This is a genomic window from Corallococcus sp. CA047B (assembly GCF_003612065.1).
Taxonomy (GTDB): Bacteria; Myxococcota; Myxococcia; order Myxococcales; family Myxococcaceae; genus Corallococcus; species Corallococcus praedator.
In genome coordinates this window covers 1-25,434 of the sequence record NZ_RAWD01000123.1, presented here as the reverse complement: position 1 = coordinate 25,434, position 25,434 = coordinate 1, and the positions used below count along the sequence as shown (strand labels likewise).

Sequence of the window (25,434 nt, the reverse complement as noted above, 5' to 3'; positions counted from 1 at the left end):
CCGCCCAGGCGTCCGGGAGCGCCCATGTTGGGCCGTGCGGCCTCCGCCCCGCGTGGTGGAAGTGTCACCGGAGAGGTCGCCGTCCAGAAGGAGTCGAGGAATCTTGCCCCCGCGCCCAAGGGGGGCGGAGGGATGGAGCGCGCCAAGAAGCGCAAGGCGATGGCGGACTTCGACGACGCCCCGATGGCGGACATGTCGATGCCCGAGGAGGAGGAAGGGGGCGCGGCCGGTGCGGACGGCCTGGAGCCGGCGGACGGGCTGCTCGACTATGAATCGCTGACGCTGGCCCCGCCCGGCTCCCCCGCGCAACGCGGCCGGCTGCGGCCCCGTCCGGCGCACGTCACGCAGGCGATGCTGGCCCTGTCGGCGGTGCGCGTGCAGGTGGACGTGGTGAGCCTGGTGGCTGTCGCCATGGCCACCGCCGACGCCGTGAACATGCTGTCGCCGCCCACCTGGGCCGTGCCGCCGCGTGAATCCGCCCGGCACTTCGATGCGCGCTTCGACGCGGACGCGAGCGCGGACGTGCCGTCCGACGGCGCGTGGCACACGGTGCCCATGTTGACGCTGCCGGTGGAGTTCAAGGCCGAGTACGTGAGCGTGCCCTCCGTGGAGCCGCGCGTCTTCCGCACGGTGCGCCTGGACAATCCGACGCCCCATCCCCTGCTCGCGGGCCCGGTGGACGTGACGCTGGAGGATGAGTTCCTGATGACGTCCCCCCTGCCCACGATGGGCCCGGGAGAGACGCAGCGTCTGGGATTGGGCGTGGAAGAAGCGCTCCAGGTGGCGCGCAACACCCGCTTCGACGAAGCCACGGGCGGCATGTTCGGCAACAGCACGGTGCTCACGCACCACGTGTCGGTGGAGCTGGCCAACCACCTCTCCCGGCCGGTGAGCATCGCCGTCTCCGAACGGGTGGGCGCGGTGCCGGAATCCCAGAAGGACATCAAGGTGGAGGAGACGGAGGTCGTGCCGCCCTGGCACAAGCCCCTGCCCATCCCGGGCGAGGCGGCGGTGGAGGGTGAGCGTGTCTGGCGCGTGAGCATTCCCGCCGGAGAGAAGCGCTCCCTGAAGGCGACGTGGGTCGTGAAGCTGCCCGCCAGCAAGATGCTGCTCGGCGGAAACCGGAGGACGTGATGCGCACTTCCATCTTGTTGCCCCTGGTCAAGGTGACGGTCCTGGAGGACCGGGCCCTCATCGAACGAAGTGGAGAGGTGACGCTGCCGCAAGGCGCCACCCGACTCCTGGTGGACGGACTTCCGGCGGTGGCGGTGGACCGCTCGCTCCAGGCGAAGCTGACGGGCGGCATGGTGACGCAGGCCAGCCTGCGCCGCTCGATGCGCGCCGTGCTCCCGGAGGCGCTGCGGGAACAACACACGGAGCTGGCGCGCCGGGGGTTCGAACATGAGCAGGCGCTGGAGCAGGCCCAAGCGGAGGTGCGCCGCCTGGAGGTGAAGCGGAACCTGATGCAGGCCGCGCGCGCGGAGGTGCTGCGCGCCATCGCCGAGCGCACCGGCGCGGGAGAGGCCGACCCCGCGCGGTGGAAGGAACAGCTCGACACGCTTCGCAAGGAGCAGACGGCGACGGACGACGCGCTCCGGCAGGCCCGGCGCCACGAGGCCCGCCTCCAGCGCCAGCACCAGCAGGAGACCCGCGACATCCTGTCCCGCACGGAGCGGCCGGAGCCGACGCTGGACGTGCGCGCGGAGCTGGACGTGAGCCACGCGGCGGGAGGCCCGGCGACGCTGACGCTGACGTACCTGGTGCCCTGCGCGGCCTGGCGTCCGGCCTACCGCGCGGCGCTGCGCTCCACGCCGGAGGCAGCGACGGTGACGTTGGAGTGCGAAGCCGTCGTCTGGCAGAACACGGGCGAGGCCTGGAAGGACGTGACGCTGGCCTTCTCCACGGCGCGTCCCACGCTGGGCGCGACGCCGCCCCGGCTCCAGGACGACTGGCTGTCATTGCGCGACAAGACGGTGCGCGAGAAGCAGGTGGTGGACGTGTCCATCCGCGAGGAGGCGCTCCAGACGACGGGCGAGGCCGGCGCCACGAAGGCCGCGGATGCGCTGCCCGGAATGGACGACGGCGGCGAACCGGTGACGCTCACGGCGACCCACAAGGCCACGGTGCCGTCGGATGGCGAGGCCCACCGCGTTGCGCTGTTCGCGTTCACATCCCCGGCCAGCTCGGAGCTGGTGGCCTGTCCGGAGCAGTCGCCGCTGGTGCACCGCGTGGCGCGGTTCGACAACACCGGGCCGGCGGTGCTGCTCGCGGGGCCGGTGGATCTGGTGCGCGAGAAGGGCTACGTGGGCCGCGCGCAGCTGAAGTTCTCCGGCCGGGGCGAGCGGGTGAAGCTGGGCTTCGGCAGCGAGGACTCGCTGCGGGTGTCGCGGCAGGTGGACGCAGGCGAAGAGGTCGCGCGCATCACCGGACGGCGCACGCGCACGCAGCGGGTGAAGCTGTTCGTCTCCAACATGGGGGCGAAGCCGGCGGACCTGGCGGTGGAGGAGCGCATGCCGGTGTCCGAAGTCGAGGCGGTGGAGGTGGCGCTGCTCAAGGACGCCACGAAGCCCGCGCCCACGAAGGTGAGCGAGGAAGGCATCGTGCGCTTCCAACTGAACCTGCCGCCGCGCTCACGCCAGACGGTGGCCTTCGGCTTCACGGTGTCCAGCGCCGCGAAGGTGTCCGGCCTGTAGTCCCTTCGCGACGAAAGAGGAGCCCGGGAGACATGCCGTTCGCGACGAAGTCCGGCCGCCGCATCCACTACGAGGTCGAAGGCCGGGGCCCTCCCCTGCTGCTGTTGCACGGGCTGCTCCAGTTGGGCTCGCACTGGACGCTCAAGGGGTATGTGCCCGCGCTGAAGGACGCGTACACGGTGGTGACGTTCGACTCGCTGGGGCACGGACAGAGCGACACGCCCCACGAGCCCGGAGCCTATGGGCTGCGTCGCCGCGTGGAGGACGTGCTGTCGGTGCTCGACACGCTGTCGATTCCCCAGGCGCATGCGTGGGGCTACTCGATGGGGGGCTGGACGGTGTGTGGGCTCGCGGCCTTCGCGCCGGAGCGCCTCGCGTCGTACGTGGTGGGCGGCTGGGATCCGGTCAACGGCCTGCGTACGGCGTACGCGGCGCTGGCGAAGCAGCTCCCGCCGGAGCCGGTGGTGGACTGGTTCCAGGTGCTGCTGATGAGTGCTCAGCGCGCGCCGGAGCTGGCGGAGGCCATCGAGGCGGGAGACCAGGAGGCGCTGCGGCTGTGCCTCAAGGCCTGCGAGGACACGACGGGTCTGGATGACGCGCTGGTGCGCTCCGGAAGGCCGGGGCTCCTCTACTGCGGCGATCAGGATCCGTACCACGACGCAATGAAGGCGGTGGCGGAGCGGGCCGGCGCGGGCTTCGCGAGCATCGAGCGCGCGGAGCATGGAGGCGCCTGGGCGAAGGCAGCGAAGGTGTTGCCCCGAGTGGAGCCCTTCCTGGCGTCCGTCACGCGATAGGAATCACGGTCGCTCCGGGGTCGTGACCGCATCGACGAAGAGAGCGTTGACTGACGGACGGGGCACGGCCCATCGGGCGGTGCGTCGCATCACAGCGCGGCCTTCGCCATGTCCCTGAGTTGTTGCGTGGCGACGTTCGAGGGAACGCGCCGCATCAGCGCATCGCGCACGAAGCAGGCGGCCCGGTTCTCCCATTGGCCCACGCGACCCATGCGCCACGAGCGCACGACGATCTGGTTGGCGCGCGTCACCCGACGGGCCTCGTAGGCGCGCAGTGCGTCCTCCACCGGGCCCGGCGCCGCCAGGCACTCCGCCAGCACCACGGCGTCCTCGATGGCCTGACAGCCGCCCTGCCCCAGGTTCGGCGTCATCGGGTGCGCGGCGTCGCCCAGGAGCGTCACGCGGCCCCGACTCCAGTGTCGCAACGGAGGACGGTCGTGGATGTCCGTGCGCAGGACGCGGTCCGGAGACGTCGCATCCAGCAGGGCCGCGATGGGCGCATGCCATCCGGCGAAGCGCTCGCGCAGCACGGCGAGCGTCTGTCCGGGAGCATCCTCCGTCCCCGCAGGAGCATTGAGCGTGGCGTACCAGTACACCTCGCCATGGCCGATGGGCACGATGCCGAAGCGCGCGCCGGGCCCCCACGTCTCGGACAGGTGCCCGGTGGACACAAGGTCCGCGGCCGGGCACACGCCCCGCCAGCTCGTGTAGCCGGAGTACCGGGTGGGCTGCTGCCCCCACAAGCCGGTGCGCACGGCGGAGCGCAGGCCATCCGCGCCCACCAGGACGTCGCCGGAGACGGTGGTGCCATCGGACAGGGACGCGGTGACGCGGGCGCCGTCGTCCTGGAAGCCCGTCACCGCGACACCCAGGCGCACGGTGTCCTCCGGGCCCACGTGGGCACGCAGGACGGACTGGAGGCGGGCGCGGTGCACGGCCACCATCGGCGCGTCCAGTTCCCGTTGGAGCGCGCCCACGTCCATGCGGGTGAGGCGCGCGCCCTTCGCATCGAACAGGACGGTCTCGTCCACCCGAGCCCCTTCAGCCACCACCGCGTCGCACAGGCCGATGCGGCGCAGCGCGAGCGAGGCGTTCATCTGGACGGTGATGCCCGCGCCCACCTGCCGCAGCGCGTCCGCGCGTTCAAGGACGGTGGCGCGCAGGCCCGCGCGGTGGAGGGCACACGCGAGCGTGAGTCCTCCGATGCCCGCCCCTGCGATGAGGACATGTCGGACGGGGGCAGACGCGGCGGAAGGCAGGGACATGGCGGCCTTTCAGGAAGGCCGGCGCTGGAGGTCAACCGAACCAGCGGCCGGAGTCCGGGGCGAAGATTCGCACACGCTCCAGCAGCGAGGCGGGCAGGCGGGCCTGGAGGGTCGCGTGGACCTGAGCGGGGCTGTAAGCCTGACTGAAATGCATCAGGACCAGGGCCTCGTTCTGGAAGCGGTCGGCCATGGAGGCGATCTCCTCCAGGTGGATGTGGGCCCGCTCCTGCGCATCACGCACGGTGCGCTCCGCGTCGATGAACGTGCACTCGAGGATGAGCACGCGGCTGTCGAACAGGGACGGCTGGCGCTCCAGCACGTTGGACAGCGTGTCGGTGCAGTAGGCCAGCTCCAGACGTTCGACTTCATCGAAGAGGGGCTCACCGGCCTGGCGGCGGCGGCCGATTTCGGCGGGAGGCAGCTCGCGGTACTCGGGCTTGAGCTTGGAGACGCGGCGGATGAATTGGTAGCCCAGCGAGGGCACGGGGTGGTGCGTGCGAAAGGCACGCACCCACAGGTCCTGCTGGAGCTTCAGGGTGTCACCGGGACGCATGGGGACGGTGTGGAGGTCTGCCTTCATGCGGTGAAGTCGCCCGAGCGCCGCGATGGCCTCCTGGACGGGGGCTTCGATTTCCGCTGGGAGGTAGACCTGCGGTGGGCCCTTCCCCACCAGCGCACGGATGCCGAGGAGCGAACCCAGCGCGCTGGCATGATCCGCATGACCATGGCTCAGGAAGATGCGGTCGGTGCCGGCGAAGGAGCGGATGGGAACGCCGGCATCCAGCAGCACGCCCAGCTCCGGCACGAGGAGCGACGTGTACACGCCGCCCACGGAGATACCGCGCACGGTATAGGGTCCTGCCTGCACCTCGGTCAGCATGGCGGAAAGCTTATGCGGACTTTGGAAGGAAGGCGCTCGTGCGTTGGACGCCGCTGTGGACGTTGGGGTTGCTGGGCATCGCGGTGCTGCTCCAGGGCTGCGGGCATGGGCAGGGCCGGCTCAAGCTCGACTCCGCGACGAACGCCTGCCGGACCCAACCCGCCTACTGCGCCCAGGCCGCCGGACAGGAGTCCATCCTCCCCCGGGCCATCCGGGCCGTGGGGACCGCGGGAGGTTCGGCGGTCGCGGCGGCGAAGCTCCTGGATGAGGCGCAACTGGAGCAGGTCTCGGAGGCCTTGAAGGAATGCGCGGACAAGGCACGGACGGAGGTCATCCTCGAGCACTTCGGGACCCGCAGCCCTACCCGGGAGGAGTGCTTGGAAGTGGGCACCGACAAGAAGAGAAAGACCCTCACCCGGGCCATGATTCTTGGGGAGGAGATGCATCGCGTCGCCCTGAGCTGCGCCGCTGAGAAGTTGAATGAACTCCGGCCAGGTGAATTCAGCCTCGAACCCACCTATCAGTATGATCTGGAAAGCGAGGAGACAACCTGGCTGTCACCCGACCAAGTTGACGGTATTCGGCGCGACGGGAACTTCTTTGATTTGAAAGGTTCCCTTGTTCCCGATGTGGTGCTTCATGAGGGACATCCAATGAAGATCCAGGCCGCATTCGACTTCAAGTTTCCTTGTATCGACATCTCGGATTGGCCCAAGTGGCGTGACTACCCCCGAGGGCATCCCTACGAAGGAAGCAGCCAGCGCGACATGTACATCAAGGCGTTTCGGACTCGATCCGTCTTTCGTGTCTCTCCCTGGCTGGGAGTGGGGCCCTGACCATGGAAACTCCGAGGATGCAGGTCACGCGAAAAGGCAGAGCATTCACGCAAGAAAGCATCTGCATCTGCTTCTACTTCTCCAAATCTACCGCGGAGGTATCAAGCGACATCCTGGGGTCGTTGCGTGTCTTTCTTGAAACCGTCGGGATGCAGGCCCTCACGCTCTATGCCAACGAGGATGGGGAGTGGTGCGACCTGGATGATGCCAGCAGGGAAATCATTCGCGCCAAACTCCTGCGCCCGATCCGCACGCACGTCGCGCTCACAGACGACAGGCCGCATCCCGACAAGTATGAGTTCAACTATGACGGCAAGGATCTTCACAACCCGATGTTTCGTCGTAACCCGGGAGCAGTCACAGCCGTTCAATTCATTCTTCCCACGTCATGGCTGAAAGCACATGGCCCTCAACGCGTCCGGGATCTGGCACTCGCACTGGCCTCGCGGCTGCCCTTCAACTCAGGGCATGTGGGGCTCTCCGCGACGGGCTTCTTGGATGGAGCGACCATCATGAAGGATCTCGTCCCCCAGTTGCTCCAGCATCCAGGCGTCGACGTCATGGATCTGCTGCTCACCGCCTATGACATCGGCACCCGCCTGCGCGTCCCTCACTGGATGACCTTCATTGGGGATCCATCCCTGAGCGAAATGGGCGGCACGGACTTCCTGCGCTCCCAACTCCACACGCCCGGCACCACCGTGGAGTCCCTGGACGCGTCCCGGGCCGTCGTCACCCTGGGCACGGCCCCAGAACCCGGAGGCCCCGACCAGCCGCTGCCTGCGTACCGGGAGCTGGCCCGCGTCCTGGAACCCTGGGCCTTCCATGCCCCCCATGGCCCCCCGGGCTTCCCCGCCGCGACCTTCCAACAGTGGGACCGCCGGTTCCTCGACGACTGAACCGGCGTCCCCTCGTCCCTGCTCAGTTCTTCGCGCGCTCGTACTGGTGCGGCCAGCGGATGTCCGCGTGAAGCTCCGTCGCGGCGCGCAGCGGCCAGTACGGATCCCGCAGCAGCTCCCGCGCCAGGATGACGACGTCCGCCTGCCCCGTGGCCAGCACGTGCTCGGCCTGGAACGCGGAGCGGATCATCCCCACCGCGCCCGTCAGGAGGCCCGCCTCCTTGCGCACCCTCTCCGCCAGCGACGTCTGGTAGCCCGGCCCCACCGGAATCTTCACCCCGGGCACCACGCCGCCCGACGAGCAGTCGATGAGGTCCACGCCCTCCTTCGCCACCAGCTTCGCCAGCGCCACCGAGTCCTCCGCCGTCCAGCCCCCCTCCACCCAATCCGTGGCGGAGATGCGCATGAAGAGCGGCTGGCCTTCCGGCCACTTCGCCCGCACCGCGCGCGTCACCTCCAGCGCGAAGCGCGTGCGGTTCTCGAACGAGCCGCCGTACCGGTCCGTCCGCTTGTTCGACAGCGGCGACAGGAACTCGTGCAGCAGGTAGCCGTGCGCCGCGTGCAGCTCCACCACCTGGAACCCCGCCGCCTTCGCCCGCACCGCCGCGTCCCCAAAGGCCTTCACCACCCGCGCGATGCCCGCCTCATCCAGCGCCGCCGGCTTCGGATAGCCGTCCTCGAACGCCTCCGCCGTCGGTCCCACCGGCGTCCAGCCGCCGTGCTCCGGCGTCACCGTCGAACCGTGGCTCCCCGTGTCCCAGGGACGCAGCGTGGAGGCCTTCCGGCCCGCGTGCGCCAACTGCACGCCCGACGCGGCGCCGTTCTGGTGCATGAAGCGGTTGATGCGCGCCAGCGTCTCCACATGCGCGTCCTTCCACAGCCCCAGGTCCTGCGGCGAGATGCGGCCCTCCGGCTCCACCGCCGTGGCCTCCGTCAACACCAGCCCCGCGCCACCCACCGCGCGACTGCCCAGGTGCACCACATGCCACTCATTGGCGAAGCCGTCCTCGCTCGAGTACTGGCACATCGGGGACACCACCACGCGGTTGCGCAACGTGATGTCACGCAGCTTCAGGGGGGTGAACAGCTTCGTGTTGCTCATGACTTGTCCTCCGGGGGAAGCGATGTCTGTCGTTCGGGCAATCCCAGCGCCGCACGCACCTGCGCGGTGTTCTTGCCCATCCAATGCCGACGGTGGTTGTCCTGCGTGGTGAGGCTGCGCGTCTCCATCCGGTCCACGTAGAGCGTGCCGTCCAGGTGGTCCACCTCGTGCTGGAGGATGCGCGCGTACCAGCCGCGCGCCGACAGCGTCACCGGCTGCCCCTGCTCGTCCAGCGCCTCCACCCGCACGCCGCGCGCCCGGGGCACCAGCGCCGCGAACCCGCTCACGCTCAGACACCCCTCGTGGAACTCCATCGGCGTGGGGTCCTCCACCACGAGCCTCGGGTTGATCAACACGTGGAACGCCACCGGCGCCCGCTCCCGCGTGGCCAGGTCCGCGGGCGTCGCGCCGACCTGGTACTCGGCGCGGTCCTCGATGACCACCAGCCGCAGGCCCACCCCCACCTGGGGCGCCGCCAGCCCCACGCCGGGCGCGTCCCGCATCGTGTCGCGCATCAACGCGATGAGCTGGCGGGTCTCCTCACTGCCGATTTCCTCGGGGGTCAGCTCGCGGGCGCGCTGTCGCAGCACCGGCTCTCCTGCCTGGACGATCTTGAGCACCATGGTGGCCCCACCGTAGCAACCGCTCCACTGCCGCGCCGCATCACCGTGAGGCGGAAATGGGCCCGGCCGCCTGCCTTCCCCCTGGGAAGGCGTCCCCCCGCCTTCCCAGGCGTCTGGGTCCTCACGGAGGAAGGGCCACTGACGATAGGCTGCGTCGCACCATGGCTCGCCGCAAGAAGGCCGAAGAGACCAGCGCGCGCGTTCGCAACCTGCTCGCCCTGGATGCCGCTGGAATCATGCGCCGCCTGGCCGCACGCCGGGAGGAGATGTTCATCCTCTTCTCGCGTCTGCGCAGCCGGGGGCCGCTGGTGGAGACGGTGACGTCGCACTACGCCGAAGGCGCCTTCATCCAGCTCATCCACCTATCCGAGCAGGAGCAGGCCGTGGTGGATCATTTCTACGCCCGCCTGGACGAGCTGCGCTGGTACTTCACCTACACCGAGGACATGCCTGGCACCGCGCACCAGACCTTCATCGCCCTGCACCGGCGGCTGGAGGAGAGCTACCGCCTGTTCGTGGAGACCATCGGCCTGCCCGTGCAGCCGGACGGCGTGCGCGTGGTGAACGCGGAGGCCATCCGCCACGAGGAGACGACGGTGGAGGCCACGCCCGTGGCGCTCGCCCCCCTGCCCCGCCGTCGCCGCGCACCGCCCGCCTGATTCAGGCCGCGGAGGCCTCCGCCGCCGCCGCGTCCACGCTCGCGTCCGTGGTGGGACGTGCCCCGGCCTTCACCAGCCGCATCATGGAGGCCTTGCCCACGACGACATCCACCATCTTGCGCGCGCGCGTCCAGACGCTCTCCTGCACGTAGGGGATGCCGTACTTCTCGCACAGGGCCTTCACCTGGGGCTGCACCTGGGCGTACTTGAGCATCGGCAGGTCCGGCCAGAGGTGGTGCTCGATCTGGTAGTTCAGCCACAGGTGGGCGTAGTCGTTGAGGTCGCCGCCCGTGCGGTAGTTCGCGCTGCCCAGCACCTGCTGCACCATGCGCTCCGCCTTGTTCGCGGGCGCGCTGTCGAACCGGTACAGGTCCTCGCCGGTGTGATTGGGCCCCACGACGAAGAACGTGTGCAGGTTGGTGACGACGTCCGCCAGCACGGAGTTGCAGAACACGCTGAACGCCGCCCACGGACCCAGCACCAGGAACGCCGCCGGGTACAGGCCGAAGTAGACGGCCGCGTACGGCAGGTAGCACCGCGTGACGAGCTCCCACACCTCCGCCCGCGTCAGCGAGCCCCCTTCACGCCGGCCCTTGCGCCTGAGCGACCCCAGCGTCTCCGGCGCGTAGTAGCTGGCGCGCCAGGTGATGGCCAACAGCGCCAGTTGCACGTAGCGCAGCGGCAGCGGACGGCCCGTGTCCCGGAGCGTCCCTTCCGCGTTGCGCTCCAGCAGGTCCGGATCCGCGTCCTCGCCAGTGTGCGAGTGGTGCAGCACGTTGTGCTCGAAGACCCACGCCTCCGGCAGCATCCAGTCCAGCCAGTCCAGGAAGCGCCGGTGGCCCTTGGCGAACGCCTTGCTCGTGCGCGACGCCGGCAGGCCCGGCACCCGGTCGTAGCCCCGGTGCCCCACGTGGTGCATGAGCAGCCAGCGCGTCGAGCGCCCCAGCCCCAGCGCCACCGCGCTCAACGGGTTGGGAGCAATCCATGCCGTGCCCACGCCCAGCCAGGTGGCCACCCGCCCCCAGCGCTCCAGCTTGCGCAGGTGCGCCGCGTCCGCCTCCCCCAGGGACGCATCCACCTGGGCGCGGATCTCCTTCAGCTCCCGGTAGAAGCCCTCCACGTCCACGGAGGCGAGGTCGAAGTCGGGGGTGCCGCGGGACATGGAAGGACTCCTCGGGAGCGGGACGGGGCGAGGCCGCACGCTAACCTCCACCCGGAGCGCCGAAAAGCGTTCCTTCCAGCTCACCCGCTCGCCGGGCGACGGGGCAGGACCAGCTTCGCGGTGAGCACCTGCACCACGTCCCCCTTCTGGTTGCGCGTCTCGCTGCGCACGGTGGCGATGCCCCGGGCCGGGTTCGTCCGCGAGGGCGTGATCTCCACCACCTCGCTCTCCACGTGCAGCACGTCCCCGGGGCGCGTGGGCTTGGGCCAGCGGATCTCCCCGCCCGCCCCGACGATGCCTCCTCGGAAGGGCAGCCCTCCCTGGACATTGAGCTTCATGGTGATGGCGGCCGTGTGCCAGCCGCTCGCCGCCAGGCCCTCGAAGAGGGTGTCCCTGGCCGCTTCGTCGTCCAGGTGGAAGCCCTGTGGATCAAACTCCCGGGCGAAGGCGCGAATCTGTTCTGCGTCCAGGGCGTGCGTGCCGCTGGTGAACCGCTGGCCCACCTGGAGGTCATCCAGGAACAGCGCCTTTTGCTCACCCATCTGCGTCGAATCCATGTCCTGTGCCCCTTCATGCCCGTGCAATGGGTGCGATTAATGCTCACCTACGGTGTGTGGATCCACCCATCCATGACAGAGTGGGAATCATCCGAATCCTCCTCTCGATCGCGTTCTGGCTCTTCTTCGCGCTGTCCAGCGCGGTGCTGTTCCTCGGAGCGCTCCTGGTGTGGGCGCTCACACGCCCGTTCGACGCGGATGGGCGCGTGCTCCACCTGTACTCGTGCTTCTGGGCGCAGCTGTATTTCTATGTGAACCCGCTGTGGAACCTGAAGGTGGAGGGGCGCGACCGCCTGCCCTGGAAGGGCGCGGCGGTGCTGGTGGCCAACCACGAGTCGCTGGGGGACATCCTGGTGCTCTTCGGCCTCTACCGGCCCTTCAAGTGGGTCTCCAAGGCGGAGAACTTCAAGCTGCCGCTCATCGGCTGGAACATGCGGCTCAACCGCTATGTGCCGCTCATCCGGGGGGACCGCGCGAGCATCATCCAGATGATGGCCGGGTGTGAGCGCTGGCTTGCGCGCGGCATCCCCATCCTGATGTTCCCCGAAGGCACCCGCTCCAAGGACGGCGAGGTGAAGGCCTTCAAGGACGGCGCCTTCACGCTGTCCATCCAGCAGCGCTGCCCCATCATCCCCGTGGTGCTCACCGGCACCGCGCGGACCATGCCCAAGCACGGGCTCGTCATCCAGCAGGCGGTCCACGCCCGGGTGCGCGTGCTGGAGCCCATCGATCCGGCCGGTTTCGCCGGGGACGTGCACGCCCTGCGCGACCATGTGCGCGACGTCATTGTCAGCGAGAAGGCGCGCATGGAAGCCGAACGTTGAGCATCACGCGCCCGTGACGGCCCCGGCACCTTGAGCCCATTCCGAAGCGGCGACTTAAGGGTATGAGCAGGGCGTGCCTGTCCGCCTGAATCCCTTCCGTTGCCTGTCGGTCCTCGCCGTGGCCCTCCTGGGCCTGGGCGCATCCGGAGCCCGTGCTCAAGAAGACGTCCTACCGTCCACTTCCGGACTCCCGGGGAAGGCGGAGGTGGCGGAAGTCGTGGTGGACAGCCCCGGCAAGACGAAGCACGGGACCATCAGCTCCTACGCGCAAGTGGGCGTGGGCGACATGGTGGACGACGAGGAGCTGAAGAAGGTGGAGCGGCGCCTGTTGTCCACCGGCCTGTTCCAGGAAGTGCATGTGCGCACGGAGCCCCGGCAGGACGGGCGCGTGCGACTGCTGCTGGAGGTGAAGGACAAGGCCTCGTGGGTGGTGGCCCCCACGGTGGCGCTGTCGTCCGCCAACACCGGCGGTGGCCTGCTCTACGCGGAGAACAACCTGGCCGGGCGCGCGAAGAAGTTCGCCGCCGCCGCGCAGGTCAGCACCGGTGAGAGCGGCCTGTTCGTGGGCTACCTGGATCCGCTCGTCTTCGGCCTGCCGCAGCTCAAGTTCAGCCTGGAGGGCCAGCTGCGAAGCGACCGCGTGGACGAGTACCTTCCGGGGGCCAGCCAGGACGCCCCGGAAATCGTCCGGCGCACGCGGCTCAACTCGGCGTCGCTCGCGGGAGAGCTGGGCTTCATCCTCTTCGAGCGCGTGCGCGCGGCGGCCAAGTACCGCCTGGCCAGCATCGACGCGCAGTCCCCGGATCCGGAGAAGCCGGTGACGACGCAGGCGTTCTCCACGGGCCCGTCGCTGCGGGACACGTCGCTGCGCTTCATGGTGGGCCTGGATTCGCGCCAGACACTGCACGCGGTGACGGAGGGCCTCAACCTGGAGGGTTCCTACGAGGTGTCCGTCCCGGGTGTGTGGAGCGAGTTCCGCTACCGCAAGTTCGGCGTCCTCTACCGCCAGGGCCTGCGCTTCTTCACGGAGAACAACCTCATCCTGCGCGGCGAGCTGTCCGTGGGAAAGGACCTGCCCTTCCACCAGGAGCTGGTGATGGGCGGCAACACCCTGCGCGGCTTCCAGTACCGCCAGTTCCGCGGCGACACCCGGCTCACCTTCACCGCCGAGTACCACTTCCCGCTCTTCTCCATCAAATCGCTGGCGTTCCGGGGCGTGGGCTTCTCCGACACGGGCGTCATCGCCTTTCGCGACCTGCCCGCCGACGGCACCCTCACCGACTCCACCGGGCGCGTCATCCGGGGCTACCTGCCGGAGTCGAAGTCCGGCCTCGACCACGCCACCGTGGCCCAGGGCGTGGGCGCGGGCCTGCGCCTGTACCTGAGCAACGTCGTGCTGCCCCTGCTCGGAGTGGACGTGGCCTACGGCGTCAACTCCGGGCAGGTGCGCGTCTACCTGGTCGCGGGCGTCACGCCTTCTTGAGAGAAGGCGCCTGGCCTAGAACTCCTGCGCGCACAGGAACTTGTAGGAGCGCTCGTAGCCCTCCACGCCCCAGTTGATCAGCATGGTCGCGCTCGAACAGCCCCACTCGCGGACGCCCACCCGCGTCGTCATGGTGGAGTCGCTGAAATGGTCGACGTGGGTCCCGTAGAAGGGCCCGTTGATGGGACCCGCCTGGGTCTTGTCGTTCACGACGGGCTCGGCGGGGGCCTGGACCTCGCCCTCCTCCATCCCACCGCCACACCCCGCCACATGAATGGCAAGCACCGCCAGGGAAGACATGAACAGACGCTTCATCGGGCACCTCTCCTGTTATTCGTGGAAGGCCATACTACCCAGGAAACGTCTGGCAATGCCATGGGTGGCGACGGGTCCAACGGGGCCAATGCCCTGACCCTCTCCGGCATCGTGCGCAGCGACATCCGCTCCAGCATCGCGGGCCTCTCCGGCACCGCGGCGGGCGTGCCGCTCACCCTCAACCGGCAGCGTGGCGGAAGGCCATGTCGCCGCCCTCACCGTCGGCATCCCCGCATAATCCATTTCCTTCCCCCTGTTTTGAGACACGCGGGAACCGCATTAGAACAAGTCCGGGATTCACGGCATTCGTGTCATTCCCAGACAAGGCTCCCTCATGCGTGGATTGAAGGCCGTCGCGTTGCTCGCGGCGGTGACGTCCTTGGTGTCCCCCGGGTTGTCGCGTGCGCAGTCGATCGCGGCGGCGCACGTGTATCACAACCACATGCCCAACTTCTGGCCGTACTACGACGTCTCGCAATACGCGACGACGCCCGTGGGCGGTCCCATCCGCTACGCCTACGACGCACAGGTCATCCAGATCAAGCAGTCGCCCCCGGCGAACTACACGTACTTCCTGCCGTCGGGCGCGCCCATGCCGCACGACGATCTGGTGACGTACTACTCGCACAACGCGAAGACGGGCGCGTACCTGTACTGGCCGCCGGACGTCGCGCAGGACATGCGCACCAACGCGTCCACCGGCCAGGTGCACGTGACGATGTCCGGCGCCGTGGTGAACAACGTCCATGACCTGTCCACGCGCAGGAACGTGGCCGGCTACGACAACGCGTCGTGGGGCTCGCCGTGGAAGGCGAAGTACGACGCCCTGCGCACGCCCTCCGGCAAGCGGACGTTGGACCTCATCCACTTCACCGGCCACCACAGCATGGGGCCGCTGGTGGGCAACGACTACTTCCTCAAGGACTTGGTCTACCAGAGCGCCACGCTCGCGCAGCCCTACTTCCTGGGCGGCAGCTTCCAGGCGTCCCCGGGCTTCTTTCCCACGGAGCTGGGGTTCTCCGAGCGTCTGGTGCCGACCCTCGCGAAGCTGGGCGTCCAGTGGTCCGTCATCGGTGACAACCACTTCTCCCGCACGCTGAAGGACTACCCGTTCCTCAACGACCCGGGCGCGGACACGCTGGTGTCCCCGCCCAACCGCGCGGACCTGCAGAACACCAGCGGCGTGGGCAGCTGGGTGAGCGCGCAGATGGCGCACGAGCAGCAGACCATCCGCAACAAGTACCCCTTCGCCTCCACGCCACACTGGGTGCGCTACGTGGACCCCGCCACCGGCGCCGAGTCCAAGGTGGTGGGCATCCCGGTGAACCAGAACGGCTCCTGGCTGGAGGGCTGGGAGGGCTCCGCGACGGTGGACGTCGTGAACCTCCAGAGCTTCCAGGGGCTGGTGCCGCAGCGGCAGTTCTTCGTGATTGCCCATGACGGCGACAACAGCGGCGGCCGGGCCGGTTCCTCGGACACCTGGTACAACGGCCGCAGCGCCACCTGCGCCGGGGGCGTGCAGTGTCTGGGCATCAGCGAATACCTGGCGGCCCACACCCCGGTCGCCAGCGACGTGGTGCACGTGCAGGACGGCTCCTGGGTGGACACGCGCGATTCGTCGTCGGATCCGCAGTGGCACCACTGGCGTCTGCCCATGGGCATCTGGAAGGGCCAGTTCCCCGCGTTCAACGCTGCCACCGGCCTGAACCTGGCGCCCAAGACGAACCTGAGCGGCCTGCAGGAAGGAATGACGGTCTCCTTCGAGCACGGCTGGCACTACCTGGAGCGCAACTTCGCCCAGCTCCAGGCAGCCCTCAACTACGCGAAGACGGCCGAACAGATCTGGCTGGACGCGCACCCCAACCACTGGCAGCCCACCACCGCCCTCGACAGCCAGGTGACGCACGCGGGCAACCAGCTCAACCCGTGGATGTATTCGTTCCCGGTGAAGGGCGACGCGGCCAATGACTGGGCCGGCGGCGCCAATCCCGCGGAGCTGTCCTGGTACTTCCTGCTGCCCGCGATGGACTCCGGCTTCGGCTACTACGACGAGAACGTGGACGACATCGTCAAGCCGACGCTGTCCTTCAACCAGTCGCTCTACTTCTCCAAGCCCTACGTGCAGGACCGGCTCACGCAGGACCGCACCGGCCCGTCCGTGTGGTGGCCCCAGCGCTGGCCGTACAACCCGGGCAGCGCCAACACGGACAAGTCCGAGGGCTGGACGCTGCACCACTTCAACAACGTGTTCGGCCTCTACACGTACGCCCATGACGTGAGCGGCATCGCCAGCATCAAGGCGCGCGTGCGCGTGCACACGGCGAAGTCCATCGACCCCACGGACAACACGCACAAGGTCTACGACCCGGCGGCGCTGAAGACGGCGGGCGTCCCCAACATCGAAACCGCGCGCGTGGGCGCCTGGGTGGACCATCCCCTCAAGCGCCGCGACCTGCGCCCGTCCATGAACGGCGTGTCCTGGCAGCCCGCGCACCTGGCGGTGATGGCGAAGGTGCCGGCGCAGGAGACGGGCGACCTCTACTACGTCACGGTGGGCAGCTACCGCGACCAGCTGCTCGACTACTACATCGAGGCCACCGACACGCGCGGCAACGTCACCCGCAGCGAGATCCAATCCGTCTACGTGGGCGCGGGCCGCTACACGCTCACCGGCGGCAAGTACGTGGAGGACCTCAACGGCACGGTGGCCGGTACGGCGCCCTTCCTGGTGGTGGACACCGCCGCGCCCTCCACGCCTACGGGGCTCGTGGCGGCCACGACCACGGACCGCTCGGTGCGGCTCACGTGGACGGCCTCCACGGACGACGTGGGCGTCGCGGACTACCTCGTGTTCCGGGGCGCCACGCAGGTCGGCACCAGCGCCACGCCGTCCTTCACGGACTCGGGCCTGACGCCGAGCACCGCCTACAGCTACACGGTGAAGGCGCGGGATGCCGCGGGCAACACGTCCGCGGCGAGCACTGCGCTCTCCGTCACCACCAAGGCACCGGACACCACCGCGCCGTCGGTGCCCACGGGGCTCGCGGCCGGGACGGTGACGAGCTCGTCGGTGGCGCTGTCCTGGACGGCGTCCACGGACGGTTACGGCGTCGCGGGCTACCTCGTGTTGCGCGGGGGCGTGCAGGTCGCGTCCGTCACCGGGACCAGCTACACGGACACGGGCCTGTCCTCCTCTACGACGTACAGCTACACCGTGAAGGCCCAGGACGCGGCGGGCAACACGTCCGCGGCGAGCACCGCGCTCGCGGTGACGACGGGCACCGGCTACACCACCACCGTCTATTACAAGAAGGGCTTCGCCACGCCGTACATCCACTTCCGCCCGGCGGGTGGAACGTGGACGGTGGCGCCCGGCGTGGCCATGCCGGACGCGGAGGTGGCGGGCTATGCGAAGTACACCGTCAACCTGGGCGCGGTGGACAAACTGGAGGCCGTCTTCAACAACGGCAGCGGCACGTGGGACAACAACAACGGCCTGAACTACCTGTTCCCCGCGGGCACCTCCACGTTCAACGCCGGCACCATCACCCCGGGCGGACCGGTGGTGGACACCACGGCGCCCTCCACGCCCACGGGCCTCACCGCGCCGTCGAAGACGGACACGTCCGTGTCGCTGGCCTGGACGGCCTCCACGGACAACGTGGGCGTCACGGGCTACCTCGTGTTCCGCAATGGCACCCAGGTGGGCACGCCCACGGGCACGGCGTTCACGGACACCGGGCTGTCCAGCAACGTCGCCTACAGCTACACCGTGAAGGCGAAGGACGCGGCGGGCAACACGTCCGCGGCGAGCACCGCGCTCTCCGTCACCACCAGCACGGGCAGCACCGCGACCGTCTATTACAAGAAGGGCTTCACCACGCCGTACATGCACTCCCGCCCGGCGGGCGGCACGTGGACGGTGACGCCCGGCACGGCCATGCCCAACGCGGAGGTGGCCGGCTACGCGAAGCTCACCGTCAGCCTGGGCAGCGCCACGCAGTTGGAGGCCGTCTTCAACAACGGCAGCGGCACGTGGGACAACAACGGCGGGCTCAACTACTTCCTGCCCGAGGGCACCTCCACGTTCACCGCGGGCGTCATCACCGCGGGCGCCCCCTCCACCGACACCACCGCCCCGAGCGTCCCCACGGGCCTTACGTCCCCGTCCAAGACGGCCACGACGGTGAGCCTGACGTGGACGGCCTCCACGGACTCAAGCGGCATCGCGGGCTACGACGTGTACCGCAATGGCACGCTGGTGGGTTCGCCCGCCTCCACGGCGTACACCGACACGGGCCTCACCCTGGGCACCGCCTACAGCTACACGGTGCGCGCCCGGGACAATGCCGGCAACGCGTCCGCGCAAGGCAGCGCCCTGAGCGTCACCACCGCGACGTCCGGGGCCGCCGTCACCTTCCGCTCGACGGCGAGCACCGTGCAGGGACAGAACGTCTACGTGGTGGGCAGCCTCGCCGCGCTGGGAAGCTGGAGTCCGGCGGCGGCCATCCTGCTCTCACCGGCCAACTACCCGACGTGGGACGCGACGGTGGGCCTGCCCGGCTCCACCGCCTTTGAATACAAGTACATCAAGAAGGACGCTGCCGGGAACGTCGTCTGGGAGAGCGGCGCCAACCGCGCCTCCACCACGCCCGCCAGCGGCACCGTGACGCTCAACGACACGTGGCGCTAGCCCCGTAGCGCGTCACCCAAGCAAAGAGCCCCCGCGTGCCTTCACGAGGCGCGGGGGCTCTTCACTTCAGGCGTTCGGCTTTGTCGCGCCGACTACTCCGTGATGAGGTCGGTGTACTCGCTGCCGCTGATGGAGTTCCTCCACTTGGAGGAGAAGCCCAGCGCGTGCTGCGGATCCACCACGTGCGGCGCGGCCTCCCTCGCCACGTCCAGGCGGGTGATCTCATTGGGGAACAGGTCCAACACCATGCCGAACTGCGCCGCCGTCAGGTAGACGCGCTTGAGCATCTTGCCCGCCTTCTCCTCGCGGACGATCTCGTTCGGCTCGCTCTTGAGCGACTGGTAGAAGCCGCGCCAGGTGCTGGCGTCCATCGGGAACTGTCCGTCCCGCCGTGTGTTGCAGCCTTCGTCCGTCCCCGTGCCACAGTCGCGGGAGCCGTGCGAGGGCGCACGCTCGCGCTCACGCTCACGGACAGGAGCCACGTACTCCGTGTTCGTCTCCGTCCGGGTCTCCGTGCGCGTCTCGGTCGTCGTCATGCCTCCCGTCACGCGCACGTCCATCATCGCCCCGCCGCCACGCACCTTCACGGTGGCGCCGTCCTGGCCGTCCTGCCCCGACGCCTTCACCTGGATGCGCGCGGCGGGCATGTCCTGATCATCAACATCCACCTGCATGTTGATCTCCGCCCCCTGGGCGAAGCAGACGGAGGAGACGAACAGGGACGAGGCCAGCACGGCGCGGACAATCGGGTTCATGGAAGTTCCTTGAGATGGGAGCGGGCTCGCCCGACCGTCGGGCGTCATCGCCGCTGCCACCTCTCCACGGCCCCTCCGTTCATTTATTCACCAGAAGTGTACGGAACTGTTTCTTGAGGTCCGGGCCCCGGCCCAAAAGAAGACCGCCCCGACTCCGGTCCTCCAGGCCAGCAGCGGCGTGGGGCGCGAAATCGGGGCGGCGGGAGCGACACCGCTTCCCGTCAGGAGAAGCGGCCCGACGAAAGCAGGACGACGCTCAGGGGGTGGTGCCTTCGCTCACCGTGCCACCCGTGCGGCCCAGCACGTACTTCGCCAGCGCGAGCGCGTTGTTCTCGTCCACGAGGCTCGCGTAGGTGGGCATCTGCGTCCCGGGCTTGAAGGCCTCCGGGTTGCGGATCCACTTGGCCACTTCCTCCACGGGCTTGCCCTTCGCGCCCTGGAGCTTGGCCTCGTAGGCCTTGCCGGGGGCGTGGCACGTCGCGCAGCCCAGGGAGCTGAACATCTTCTCCGGGTCGTTGTTGGCGGGCTCCACCTTGGGACGGCCGCCCGCGGGAGGCGGGATCACCTTGTCGTTGGGCTTCATGGAACGGATGAAGGTGTAGAGGGCCGTCAGCTCCACGTCGTCCGCGTAGCGGTACTTGGGCATCGGCGGGCGCAGGATGTGGCCGTCCGGCGTCACACCGGACTTCATGGCGACCAGGAAGTCATCCAGGGTCCACTTGCCGATGCCGGCCGTCTCGCTGGGCGAGATGTTGGGCGACAGCAGCTTGCCCTCGCCGCCCATCGGCGTCAGGTCGAACTCGAAGCCACCGCTCAGCACCGTGTCGGGGTTCTTCATCTTCGCCTCGCTGCCGTCGAAGCCCGGCGAGTGGCAGAAGACGCAGTCGTAGACGCTGGCCGCCAGATAGCGGCCGTACTCCACGGAGTCCGCCGCCTTCGCGGGCACCGGCACCTCCGCGGTGCGCGACTTGTCGTTGATGCCCATGGCGAACGAGAACACCATCCGGCCCGGGGGCGTCAGCTCCGAGCGCGGCGGCTGCGCCTTCTCCGGCGCGAAGTCCGGGTGGCCGGAGCGCATGAAGCCGATGACCGCCGCCAGGTCCTTGTCGCCCATGTTGGGGAATGGCGGCATGGGGCGGAACTTATGGTTGCGGTCGATGGAGTTGATCACCATGCGGGCGATCTCCTGATCCGTCCAGGCGCCCACGCCCTTCTCCGGATCCGACGTGATGTTCGCCGAGTAGAAGGTGCCCAGGTCTGGCGGGAAGTCGTGCATGCGCACGCCCACGGGCTTCGTGTTGCCTCCACCCGCGTGACACTCGGCACAGACGGCGCGGAAGACCTGCTCGCCGCGCGCGATGCCTTCCGGTGACGAGTCGCGCGTGATGTTGGGTAGCGCGACGTCCTCGTAGGTCTTATTCACCTTGTGGGTGGCCACGCCCATCGCGGAGCCGGCACCAATCAGGACGAGGACGACTAGGACTCCTACGGCCAGCAGGATCTTCTTCATCATGGGGAACGTTGCTCCGTACGGCGTGGATTCAGCACTCCGCCCTCTCCGGTGAAGGAGAGGGCGAAGCGGGAGGCGTTGGGGGTGGAACGGACGGCGACTACTGCCCGGGGACGCAGGTGCTGGGCGGGGGAATGTTCGGCTGATCCAGGGGCACCGCGTCCGCGAGTTGGAGACCCGCGAAGGTGACGACACCCGGCGTCGGAGGAAGCACGATCGGATCCGTCTTCCAGGGCCGGTTCTCCACGGTGCTCGTGGTCGGATCCTTCACCGTGTAGACCACGGGCACCGGAGGCCCCATCAGGGGCGGGTGGACGATGGCGACGATGCCCACGCTGCTCACGGTGGCCGCCGGAGCGCCCGGAGGGGTCGGGGCGATGAAGAAGCCGCGCGTGGACTGGAAGGGCGCCAGGGGAGGCGGCAGCGCGCCCGGAGGCGCCCACTCCACCTGAAACACCCGGCCTGCGGACGCAGTCACGGTCGTGTTGTCCGCCGGCACGCGGAAGACGGGGAAGCCCGGCCGGTACAGCCAGAAGACCGTCACGCCGGCGTAGCGCGCCGGGTTGAGCAGGTCCTGCACCGTCACGGCCGTGCCCTCGGTGCTCAGGTACTTCGCCACGGCCTCCAGGATGCCCTTGTCGCTGACCTGGATGGCTTCCAGGCCCACGCACGCGCTGTGGCCCGTGACGACCGGACGCGCGGCCGCGGTGGGCACGTAGTTGCCCACGGGCACCGGGGGCAGCGGGAACGGCGTGGGCGCGTCGTTGGCCAGCGCGCCCTCCCCCAGCGACAGCATGAGGTAGATGGGCGGCACGTAGGTGGCGGGGTCCGCCGGAGGCACCTTGGGCCAGGGCCGCGTGGGCACCTTTTCGATGGTCCACAGGCCGGCCGCGCTGGCCATCACCGGCGGCGGCGGCGCGGGCGGCGCGGGCGGCTGCTTCGTGAAGTCCGGCACCGTGTCCAGCACCGTCACCAGCGAGTTGCGCACCGTCGAGCGCTGGAACAGCGGGCTGAACTCCGCGTACAGCGGCGGCAGCGGGCACTGCTTGCGGCCGTTGACCACCGGCCCGTACAGCTCCGAGCAGGTCGCCAGGTTGATGAAGTACGCCTCCGGGTCGACCGTGAAGCCGGTCAGCCGGGTGGTGAGGCCCGCCGGCTCGCGGTTCACGTAGACGGGACGCGGGACGAAGGTCGACGACGCGGGCGTGCCGGACTCCTGGCAGCCGACGCCCAACAGGCTCACACCGAGGAGCGTTCCAACGAAGAGGGACTTGTGCATGGCTCGTCGCATCCCCTACTTCGCGGGGAGGATGTGGCTGGAGGGAAGCTGCTCGCCGCCGTGGCACGTCTGCGCGCAGTTGCCGAACTTGTTCACGGCGCCGCGCTGCTTGAAGGCGGTCTGGAAGAATTCATCGCCGTGCTGCGACAGGTGGCACGAACCGCACAGGGACAGGCTGGGGCGCTCGGTGCTCTTGCGCGTCAGGTGGCAGACGGTGCAGTCGGCCCGGTCCGCCGGGTAGCGCGGCGAGTTCATGTGGATGCGGTGCACCATCTCCTGGGTGCGGCCCACCGTGTCGGTGTCGTAGTGGTGGCACACCTTGCAGCTCTCGATGTGGTCCACCGACAGGCCGTGGCGCAGGTTGTCCAGCGAGTTCACGCCGCGGTGGCAGATCTGGCAGTTGCCCACGTTGCCCGGGTACGTCGTCGCCTCGTCCTGACCCACCTGGAAGAAGAACGGCGACAGCTTGGCGACGCGCTCCCCCATGGCGGCGCGGTTGAACTTCACCAGCGCCACGTAGGTGCCCGGCTTCGCGTCCGCGGGCAGGGAGAAGGTCTGGCGCGTGGGCCACTTGAAGTCCGCGAGGCCCGGCGTCAGGCCCGTCAACGTCGCGTCATCGATGAAGGCGAACGGGAAGGGACGGGCCAGGAACTGCGGCTTGTCGCTCGGGTCGCCCAGCACCTTGAAGTCCTGGATGGGGCCGGCGATGGCCACGTTCGGGATGGAGTCGTTCTCCGTGACGGTGGCGATGACGCTGGGCACGAAGGTGATCAGTCCGTTGGACTGGTTGTTGATCATCTCCCGCGCGCTGGGCAGCAGCTCCGGCGTGTGCAGGTGGTTGCCCGCGTTGTCGCGCAGGTCGACGTAGACGCTCACGTCCTCGCCGGGCTTGTAGAAGCTGCCCTCGGTGGGGGGCGAGAACGTCAGCCGCGAATCCAGGCCCGGGCTGCACTGCACGGGCTGGCCGGCGTCGTCGGTGCAGGTGGAGGGACGGTCTTCCGGGAGCACGTAGGTGACGGGGAAGAAGAACGGCTTGTTGGGCAGCTGGCTCCAGGTCGCCCGGAGCGCGCCGGGACCCGACAGGCGCGGCACGCGCAGCACCTTGAAGGGGTTGGTGCTGCCCACCATGTCCACGCGCGCGATGGTGCGGAACGTGGGGGGCTGCGCCAGACCGCCCGCGAGGCCCGTCACGGTGCCGGGGTCCTTGTCACCGGGGAAGCGCGGCGGCTTCAGGTTCTCCGAGCGCCACGAGAAGCGCGAGTGGCCCGCGTAGGGCGAGGACGCGAGCAGCTCCGAGCGCAGGTAGGTCTGGCTGGCGCGGGGCGTGCCCGCCTCGTCCAGCACCTCCACGGTGATGGTGTCATCCGTCACCTTCTGCCAGTTCGCGTTGCCGAAGAGCACCTCGCGCGTCCAGCACTCCTCCACGACGCCGGCGAGGCTGTAGAAGCTCCACTCGTCCTGGCCCTGGCTGACGTTGCTCCAGTCCAGGCCGGAGAACGCCGTCTGGGTCTTGATCCACGACAGGGCGGCGCTCAGGTCCGTGGGGTTGGTGTGCTGGTTGACCACCGTCTCCGAAACGGAGAACTGGTTCAGGAAGTACTGGGTGTCCGCCAGGATCTGCATCGTGCCCGTGGGCGGCGACAGCATCAGCGGATCCTGCCCGAGCGGCGTGATGCAGACGTCCGGGTACGGAATGACCGTGCCGTCCGGCCGCACATTGGGCGTCCCGTTCTTCGCGGCCATCTGGCCGTTGGGAAGAAAGGCGCAGCCGTTGATGTACTGGAGGCTCAGCCGGACCGCGCCGGAGTTGAGACCTTGATAGGGGTCGAATCGTTTGGCGCCGCGGCCGGTGGTGGAGCCCTCGTCGTCAGTGACCTTGAGGAGGTTGCACGACAGCAGGGGCACCAGGAGGGCGCACCACGCGCTCTTGAGCAGGATTGAGCGGATCATGGAAGACGAGGCCGGGATCAAACAGGGGGGAGAAGGAACCAGGTGTTCTCTCGCGCGGGCCCACACGTCCCAGCTCCCCCAACGCCCCTCGCACTTCGCGGCGCGAAGTCGTGAAGCGCAGGGAAAGGTCGGGAGGAGAACACCTCATCGGACCGAACTGACCACATTATGAGAGTCCGCGCAATTCGCGGACCACCGGTCGTGCCGGGTAGGACTACAGGAGGAAGCCGGCCGACAGCAGCAGCGAGAACACCAGCCCGAGTCCCGCCGTCTTGCCCAGGTGCGGATTGAGCGCGCTGCCGTCCTCCTTCCAGATGGCGCGGATCTCCTTCGCCGCCAGGGGCAGTCCCCCCAGGGTGAGCAGCCAACCTGAGCGGTGCTCGGGGAGCAGCAGCCAGGCCAGGACGGGGATGAGGAACGCGCCGGCCACCGCCACCGTGTACTCCCACTGCCCGAAGCGGCGGCCGAACCTCACGACGAGGGTGTTCTTGCCCACGACCTTGTCCGTGTCGCGATCCCGCAGGTTGTTCACCGCCAGGATGCCCGCGGCGATGAGGCCCATGGACAGCCCCGCCAGCATCACCTCCTGGGTGACGTGGTGGGAGAGCACGACGTAGCTGCCGCACACCCCCGACAGGCCGAAGATGAGCAGCACCAGCATGTCCCCCAGGCCCAGGTAGCCCAGCGGCACGGGGCCCGCCGAATAGAAGACCGCGCCCGCCAGGCAGAAGGCCCCGCCCACGAACACCGGCCAGCTTCCCTCCTGGGTCAGGAACAGCAGGGACAGGAAGGAGCCGGTGAACGCCAGGGCCGCGGCGCTCGCGACCTGGCGCGCGCTCAGCCAGCCCTTCTGCGTCACCCGCGCGGGGCCCAGCCGCTCCGCCGTGTCGGCGCCCCGTTCGAAGTCCGAGTAGTCGTTCACCAGGTTGCTGACGATCTGCATCAGCACGAAGCCGATCAGGAACGCGAACGCCGGCACCGGCCGCCAGACTCCCTCCGACCAGGCGAAGGCCCACCCCAGCAGCGTGGGCGCGACCGAAGCGGTGAGGGTCTTGGGGCGGAGGGCCAACCACCAGACGCGGGCCAGGGACGGCGTCGCCTCCAGAAGCGCTGGCGACGACGGCTGCGAAAGCAGTGGGTTCATAGAGGGGGGAC

The 25,434-nt window shown here is 69.0% G+C and carries 21 protein-coding genes; 9 read left to right on the top strand and 12 right to left on the bottom strand.

The window, feature by feature from the left end; all coding sequences use genetic code 11:
* From D7X74_RS20090 to D7X74_RS20080, 3 genes are all read left to right on the top strand, one after another.
* Nucleotides 1–1,134, top strand: a 1,134-nt coding sequence (locus D7X74_RS20090; RefSeq protein ID WP_120534598.1) for a DUF4139 domain-containing protein, incomplete at its 5' end; no start/stop codon positions are given.
* Nucleotides 1,134–2,693, top strand: a complete 1,560-nt coding sequence (locus tag D7X74_RS20085) for a DUF4139 domain-containing protein (RefSeq protein WP_120534596.1) — start codon at nt 1,134–1,136, stop codon at nt 2,691–2,693. The genes D7X74_RS20090 and D7X74_RS20085, both read left to right, overlap by 1 nt.
* 32 nt (nt 2,694–2,725) lie before the next feature.
* Entirely contained in the window at nt 2,726–3,487 is a 762-nt protein-coding gene (locus D7X74_RS20080; RefSeq protein WP_120534595.1) for an alpha/beta fold hydrolase, read from the top strand.
* A gap of 89 nt (nt 3,488–3,576) precedes the next feature.
* Here the strand turns inward: D7X74_RS20080 and D7X74_RS20075 are convergent, their stop codons facing one another.
* Together D7X74_RS20075 and D7X74_RS20070 are read right to left on the bottom strand one after the other, a co-directional pair.
* A complete protein-coding gene (locus D7X74_RS20075) occupies nt 3,577–4,752 on the bottom strand; it encodes an FAD-dependent monooxygenase (protein ID WP_120534594.1) in 1,176 nt (391 codons plus the stop codon).
* 31 nt (nt 4,753–4,783) lie between these two features.
* Complete coding sequence (locus D7X74_RS20070) at nt 4,784–5,632, bottom strand: MBL fold metallo-hydrolase (RefSeq protein WP_120534593.1); 849 nt, start codon at nt 5,630–5,632, stop codon at nt 4,784–4,786.
* 38 nt (nt 5,633–5,670) lie between these two features.
* Here D7X74_RS20070 and D7X74_RS20065 point away from each other — a divergent pair, with 38 nt between their 5' ends.
* Both D7X74_RS20065 and D7X74_RS20060 read left to right on the top strand, forming a co-directional pair.
* The gene (locus tag D7X74_RS20065; RefSeq protein ID WP_120534592.1) at nt 5,671–6,468 is read left to right on the top strand and encodes a hypothetical protein; all 798 of its coding nucleotides are present in this window, start codon (nt 5,671–5,673) and stop codon (nt 6,466–6,468) included.
* 17 nt (nt 6,469–6,485) lie between these two features.
* Entirely contained in the window at nt 6,486–7,367 is an 882-nt protein-coding gene (locus D7X74_RS20060) for a type VI immunity family protein (RefSeq protein WP_158622265.1), read from the top strand.
* Nucleotides 7,368–7,389: 22 nt separating this feature from the next.
* On the opposite strand, the gene D7X74_RS20055 is transcribed toward D7X74_RS20060, so the two are convergent.
* Both D7X74_RS20055 and def read right to left on the bottom strand, forming a co-directional pair.
* Entirely contained in the window at nt 7,390–8,469 is a 1,080-nt protein-coding gene (locus tag D7X74_RS20055) for an NADH:flavin oxidoreductase/NADH oxidase (protein ID WP_120534590.1), read from the bottom strand.
* Entirely contained in the window at nt 8,466–9,092 is a 627-nt protein-coding gene (gene def / locus D7X74_RS20050) for a peptide deformylase (protein ID WP_120534589.1), read from the bottom strand. The genes D7X74_RS20055 and def overlap by 4 nt, the downstream gene beginning before the upstream one ends.
* 161 nt (nt 9,093–9,253) lie before the next feature.
* Between def and D7X74_RS20045 the strand changes: the two genes are divergently transcribed.
* Nucleotides 9,254–9,751 carry a hypothetical protein gene (locus D7X74_RS20045; protein WP_120534588.1) on the top strand — a complete coding sequence of 166 codons (498 nt, stop codon included), beginning with the start codon at nt 9,254–9,256 and terminating at the stop codon, nt 9,749–9,751.
* A gap of 1 nt (nt 9,752) precedes the next feature.
* Here the strand turns inward: D7X74_RS20045 and D7X74_RS20040 are convergent, their stop codons facing one another.
* Together D7X74_RS20040 and D7X74_RS20035 are read right to left on the bottom strand one after the other, a co-directional pair.
* Complete coding sequence (locus D7X74_RS20040) at nt 9,753–10,913, bottom strand: fatty acid desaturase (RefSeq protein WP_120534587.1); 1,161 nt, start codon at nt 10,911–10,913, stop codon at nt 9,753–9,755.
* An 80-nt stretch (nt 10,914–10,993) separates the two neighbouring features.
* Complete coding sequence (locus D7X74_RS20035; RefSeq protein ID WP_233595698.1) at nt 10,994–11,455, bottom strand: MaoC family dehydratase; 462 nt, start codon at nt 11,453–11,455, stop codon at nt 10,994–10,996.
* A 104-nt stretch (nt 11,456–11,559) separates the two neighbouring features.
* Between D7X74_RS20035 and D7X74_RS20030 the strand changes: the two genes are divergently transcribed.
* Nucleotides 11,560–12,294, top strand: coding sequence for a lysophospholipid acyltransferase family protein (locus D7X74_RS20030; RefSeq protein ID WP_370450780.1), 735 nt, complete (start codon nt 11,560–11,562; stop codon nt 12,292–12,294).
* Nucleotides 12,295–12,499: 205 nt separating this feature from the next.
* Nucleotides 12,500–13,777, top strand: a complete 1,278-nt coding sequence (locus D7X74_RS20025; RefSeq protein ID WP_233595699.1) for a BamA/TamA family outer membrane protein — start codon at nt 12,500–12,502, stop codon at nt 13,775–13,777.
* A 15-nt stretch (nt 13,778–13,792) separates the two neighbouring features.
* Here D7X74_RS20025 and D7X74_RS20020 read toward each other — a convergent pair whose 3' ends face one another.
* A complete protein-coding gene (locus D7X74_RS20020; protein ID WP_120534584.1) occupies nt 13,793–14,092 on the bottom strand; it encodes a hypothetical protein in 300 nt (99 codons plus the stop codon).
* A 442-nt stretch (nt 14,093–14,534) separates the two neighbouring features.
* On the opposite strand from D7X74_RS20020, the gene D7X74_RS20010 reads away from it, so the two are divergent.
* Nucleotides 14,535–18,785 carry a carbohydrate binding domain-containing protein gene (locus D7X74_RS20010; protein ID WP_370450779.1) on the top strand — a complete coding sequence of 1,417 codons (4,251 nt, stop codon included), beginning with the start codon at nt 14,535–14,537 and terminating at the stop codon, nt 18,783–18,785.
* 92 nt (nt 18,786–18,877) lie between these two features.
* Here D7X74_RS20010 and D7X74_RS20005 read toward each other — a convergent pair whose 3' ends face one another.
* The 5 genes from D7X74_RS20005 to menA all read right to left on the bottom strand — a co-directional run bounded on the left by D7X74_RS20005 (nt 18,878) and on the right by menA (nt 25,348).
* Nucleotides 18,878–19,540, bottom strand: a complete 663-nt coding sequence (locus D7X74_RS20005; RefSeq protein ID WP_120534582.1) for a DUF4476 domain-containing protein — start codon at nt 19,538–19,540, stop codon at nt 18,878–18,880.
* A gap of 256 nt (nt 19,541–19,796) precedes the next feature.
* Nucleotides 19,797–21,053 carry a c-type cytochrome gene (locus D7X74_RS20000; protein ID WP_120534581.1) on the bottom strand — a complete coding sequence of 419 codons (1,257 nt, stop codon included), beginning with the start codon at nt 21,051–21,053 and terminating at the stop codon, nt 19,797–19,799.
* Between the two features lie 97 nt (nt 21,054–21,150).
* Nucleotides 21,151–22,329 (bottom strand): hypothetical protein, encoded by a 1,179-nt coding sequence (locus D7X74_RS19995; RefSeq protein WP_120534580.1) that lies wholly within the window; start codon nt 22,327–22,329, stop codon nt 21,151–21,153.
* A gap of 15 nt (nt 22,330–22,344) precedes the next feature.
* Nucleotides 22,345–24,279: a hypothetical protein gene (locus D7X74_RS19990; protein ID WP_120534579.1), complete on the bottom strand. Its 1,935-nt coding sequence runs from the start codon at nt 24,277–24,279 to the stop codon at nt 22,345–22,347.
* 214 nt (nt 24,280–24,493) lie between these two features.
* A complete protein-coding gene (menA, locus tag D7X74_RS19985; protein ID WP_158622264.1) occupies nt 24,494–25,348 on the bottom strand; it encodes a 1,4-dihydroxy-2-naphthoate octaprenyltransferase in 855 nt (284 codons plus the stop codon).
* Nucleotides 25,349–25,434: the final 86 nt, after the last annotated feature.

Bases quoted from the DNA above. Each gene is read 5' to 3' on its own strand.
- D7X74_RS20085 (WP_120534596.1), top strand. From the start codon at position 1,134: ATGCGCACTTCCATCTTGTTGCCCCTGGTCAAGGTGACGGTCCTGGAG.
- D7X74_RS20080 (WP_120534595.1), top strand. From the start codon at position 2,726: ATGCCGTTCGCGACGAAGTCCGGCCGCCGCATCCACTACGAGGTCGAA.
- D7X74_RS20075 (WP_120534594.1), bottom strand. From the start codon at position 4,752: ATGTCCCTGCCTTCCGCCGCGTCTGCCCCCGTCCGACATGTCCTCATC.
- D7X74_RS20070 (WP_120534593.1), bottom strand. From the start codon at position 5,632: ATGCTGACCGAGGTGCAGGCAGGACCCTATACCGTGCGCGGTATCTCC.
- D7X74_RS20060 (WP_158622265.1), top strand. From the start codon at position 6,486: ATGCAGGTCACGCGAAAAGGCAGAGCATTCACGCAAGAAAGCATCTGC.
- D7X74_RS20055 (WP_120534590.1), bottom strand. From the start codon at position 8,469: ATGAGCAACACGAAGCTGTTCACCCCCCTGAAGCTGCGTGACATCACG.
- def (WP_120534589.1), bottom strand. From the start codon at position 9,092: ATGGTGCTCAAGATCGTCCAGGCAGGAGAGCCGGTGCTGCGACAGCGC.
- D7X74_RS20045 (WP_120534588.1), top strand. From the start codon at position 9,254: ATGGCTCGCCGCAAGAAGGCCGAAGAGACCAGCGCGCGCGTTCGCAAC.
- D7X74_RS20040 (WP_120534587.1), bottom strand. From the start codon at position 10,913: ATGTCCCGCGGCACCCCCGACTTCGACCTCGCCTCCGTGGACGTGGAG.
- D7X74_RS20035 (WP_233595698.1), bottom strand. From the start codon at position 11,455: ATGGGTGAGCAAAAGGCGCTGTTCCTGGATGACCTCCAGGTGGGCCAG.
- D7X74_RS20020 (WP_120534584.1), bottom strand. From the start codon at position 14,092: ATGAAGCGTCTGTTCATGTCTTCCCTGGCGGTGCTTGCCATTCATGTG.
- D7X74_RS20010 (WP_370450779.1), top strand. From the start codon at position 14,535: ATGCCCAACTTCTGGCCGTACTACGACGTCTCGCAATACGCGACGACG.
- D7X74_RS20005 (WP_120534582.1), bottom strand. From the start codon at position 19,540: ATGAACCCGATTGTCCGCGCCGTGCTGGCCTCGTCCCTGTTCGTCTCC.
- D7X74_RS20000 (WP_120534581.1), bottom strand. From the start codon at position 21,053: ATGATGAAGAAGATCCTGCTGGCCGTAGGAGTCCTAGTCGTCCTCGTC.
- D7X74_RS19995 (WP_120534580.1), bottom strand. From the start codon at position 22,329: ATGCACAAGTCCCTCTTCGTTGGAACGCTCCTCGGTGTGAGCCTGTTG.
- D7X74_RS19990 (WP_120534579.1), bottom strand. From the start codon at position 24,279: ATGATCCGCTCAATCCTGCTCAAGAGCGCGTGGTGCGCCCTCCTGGTG.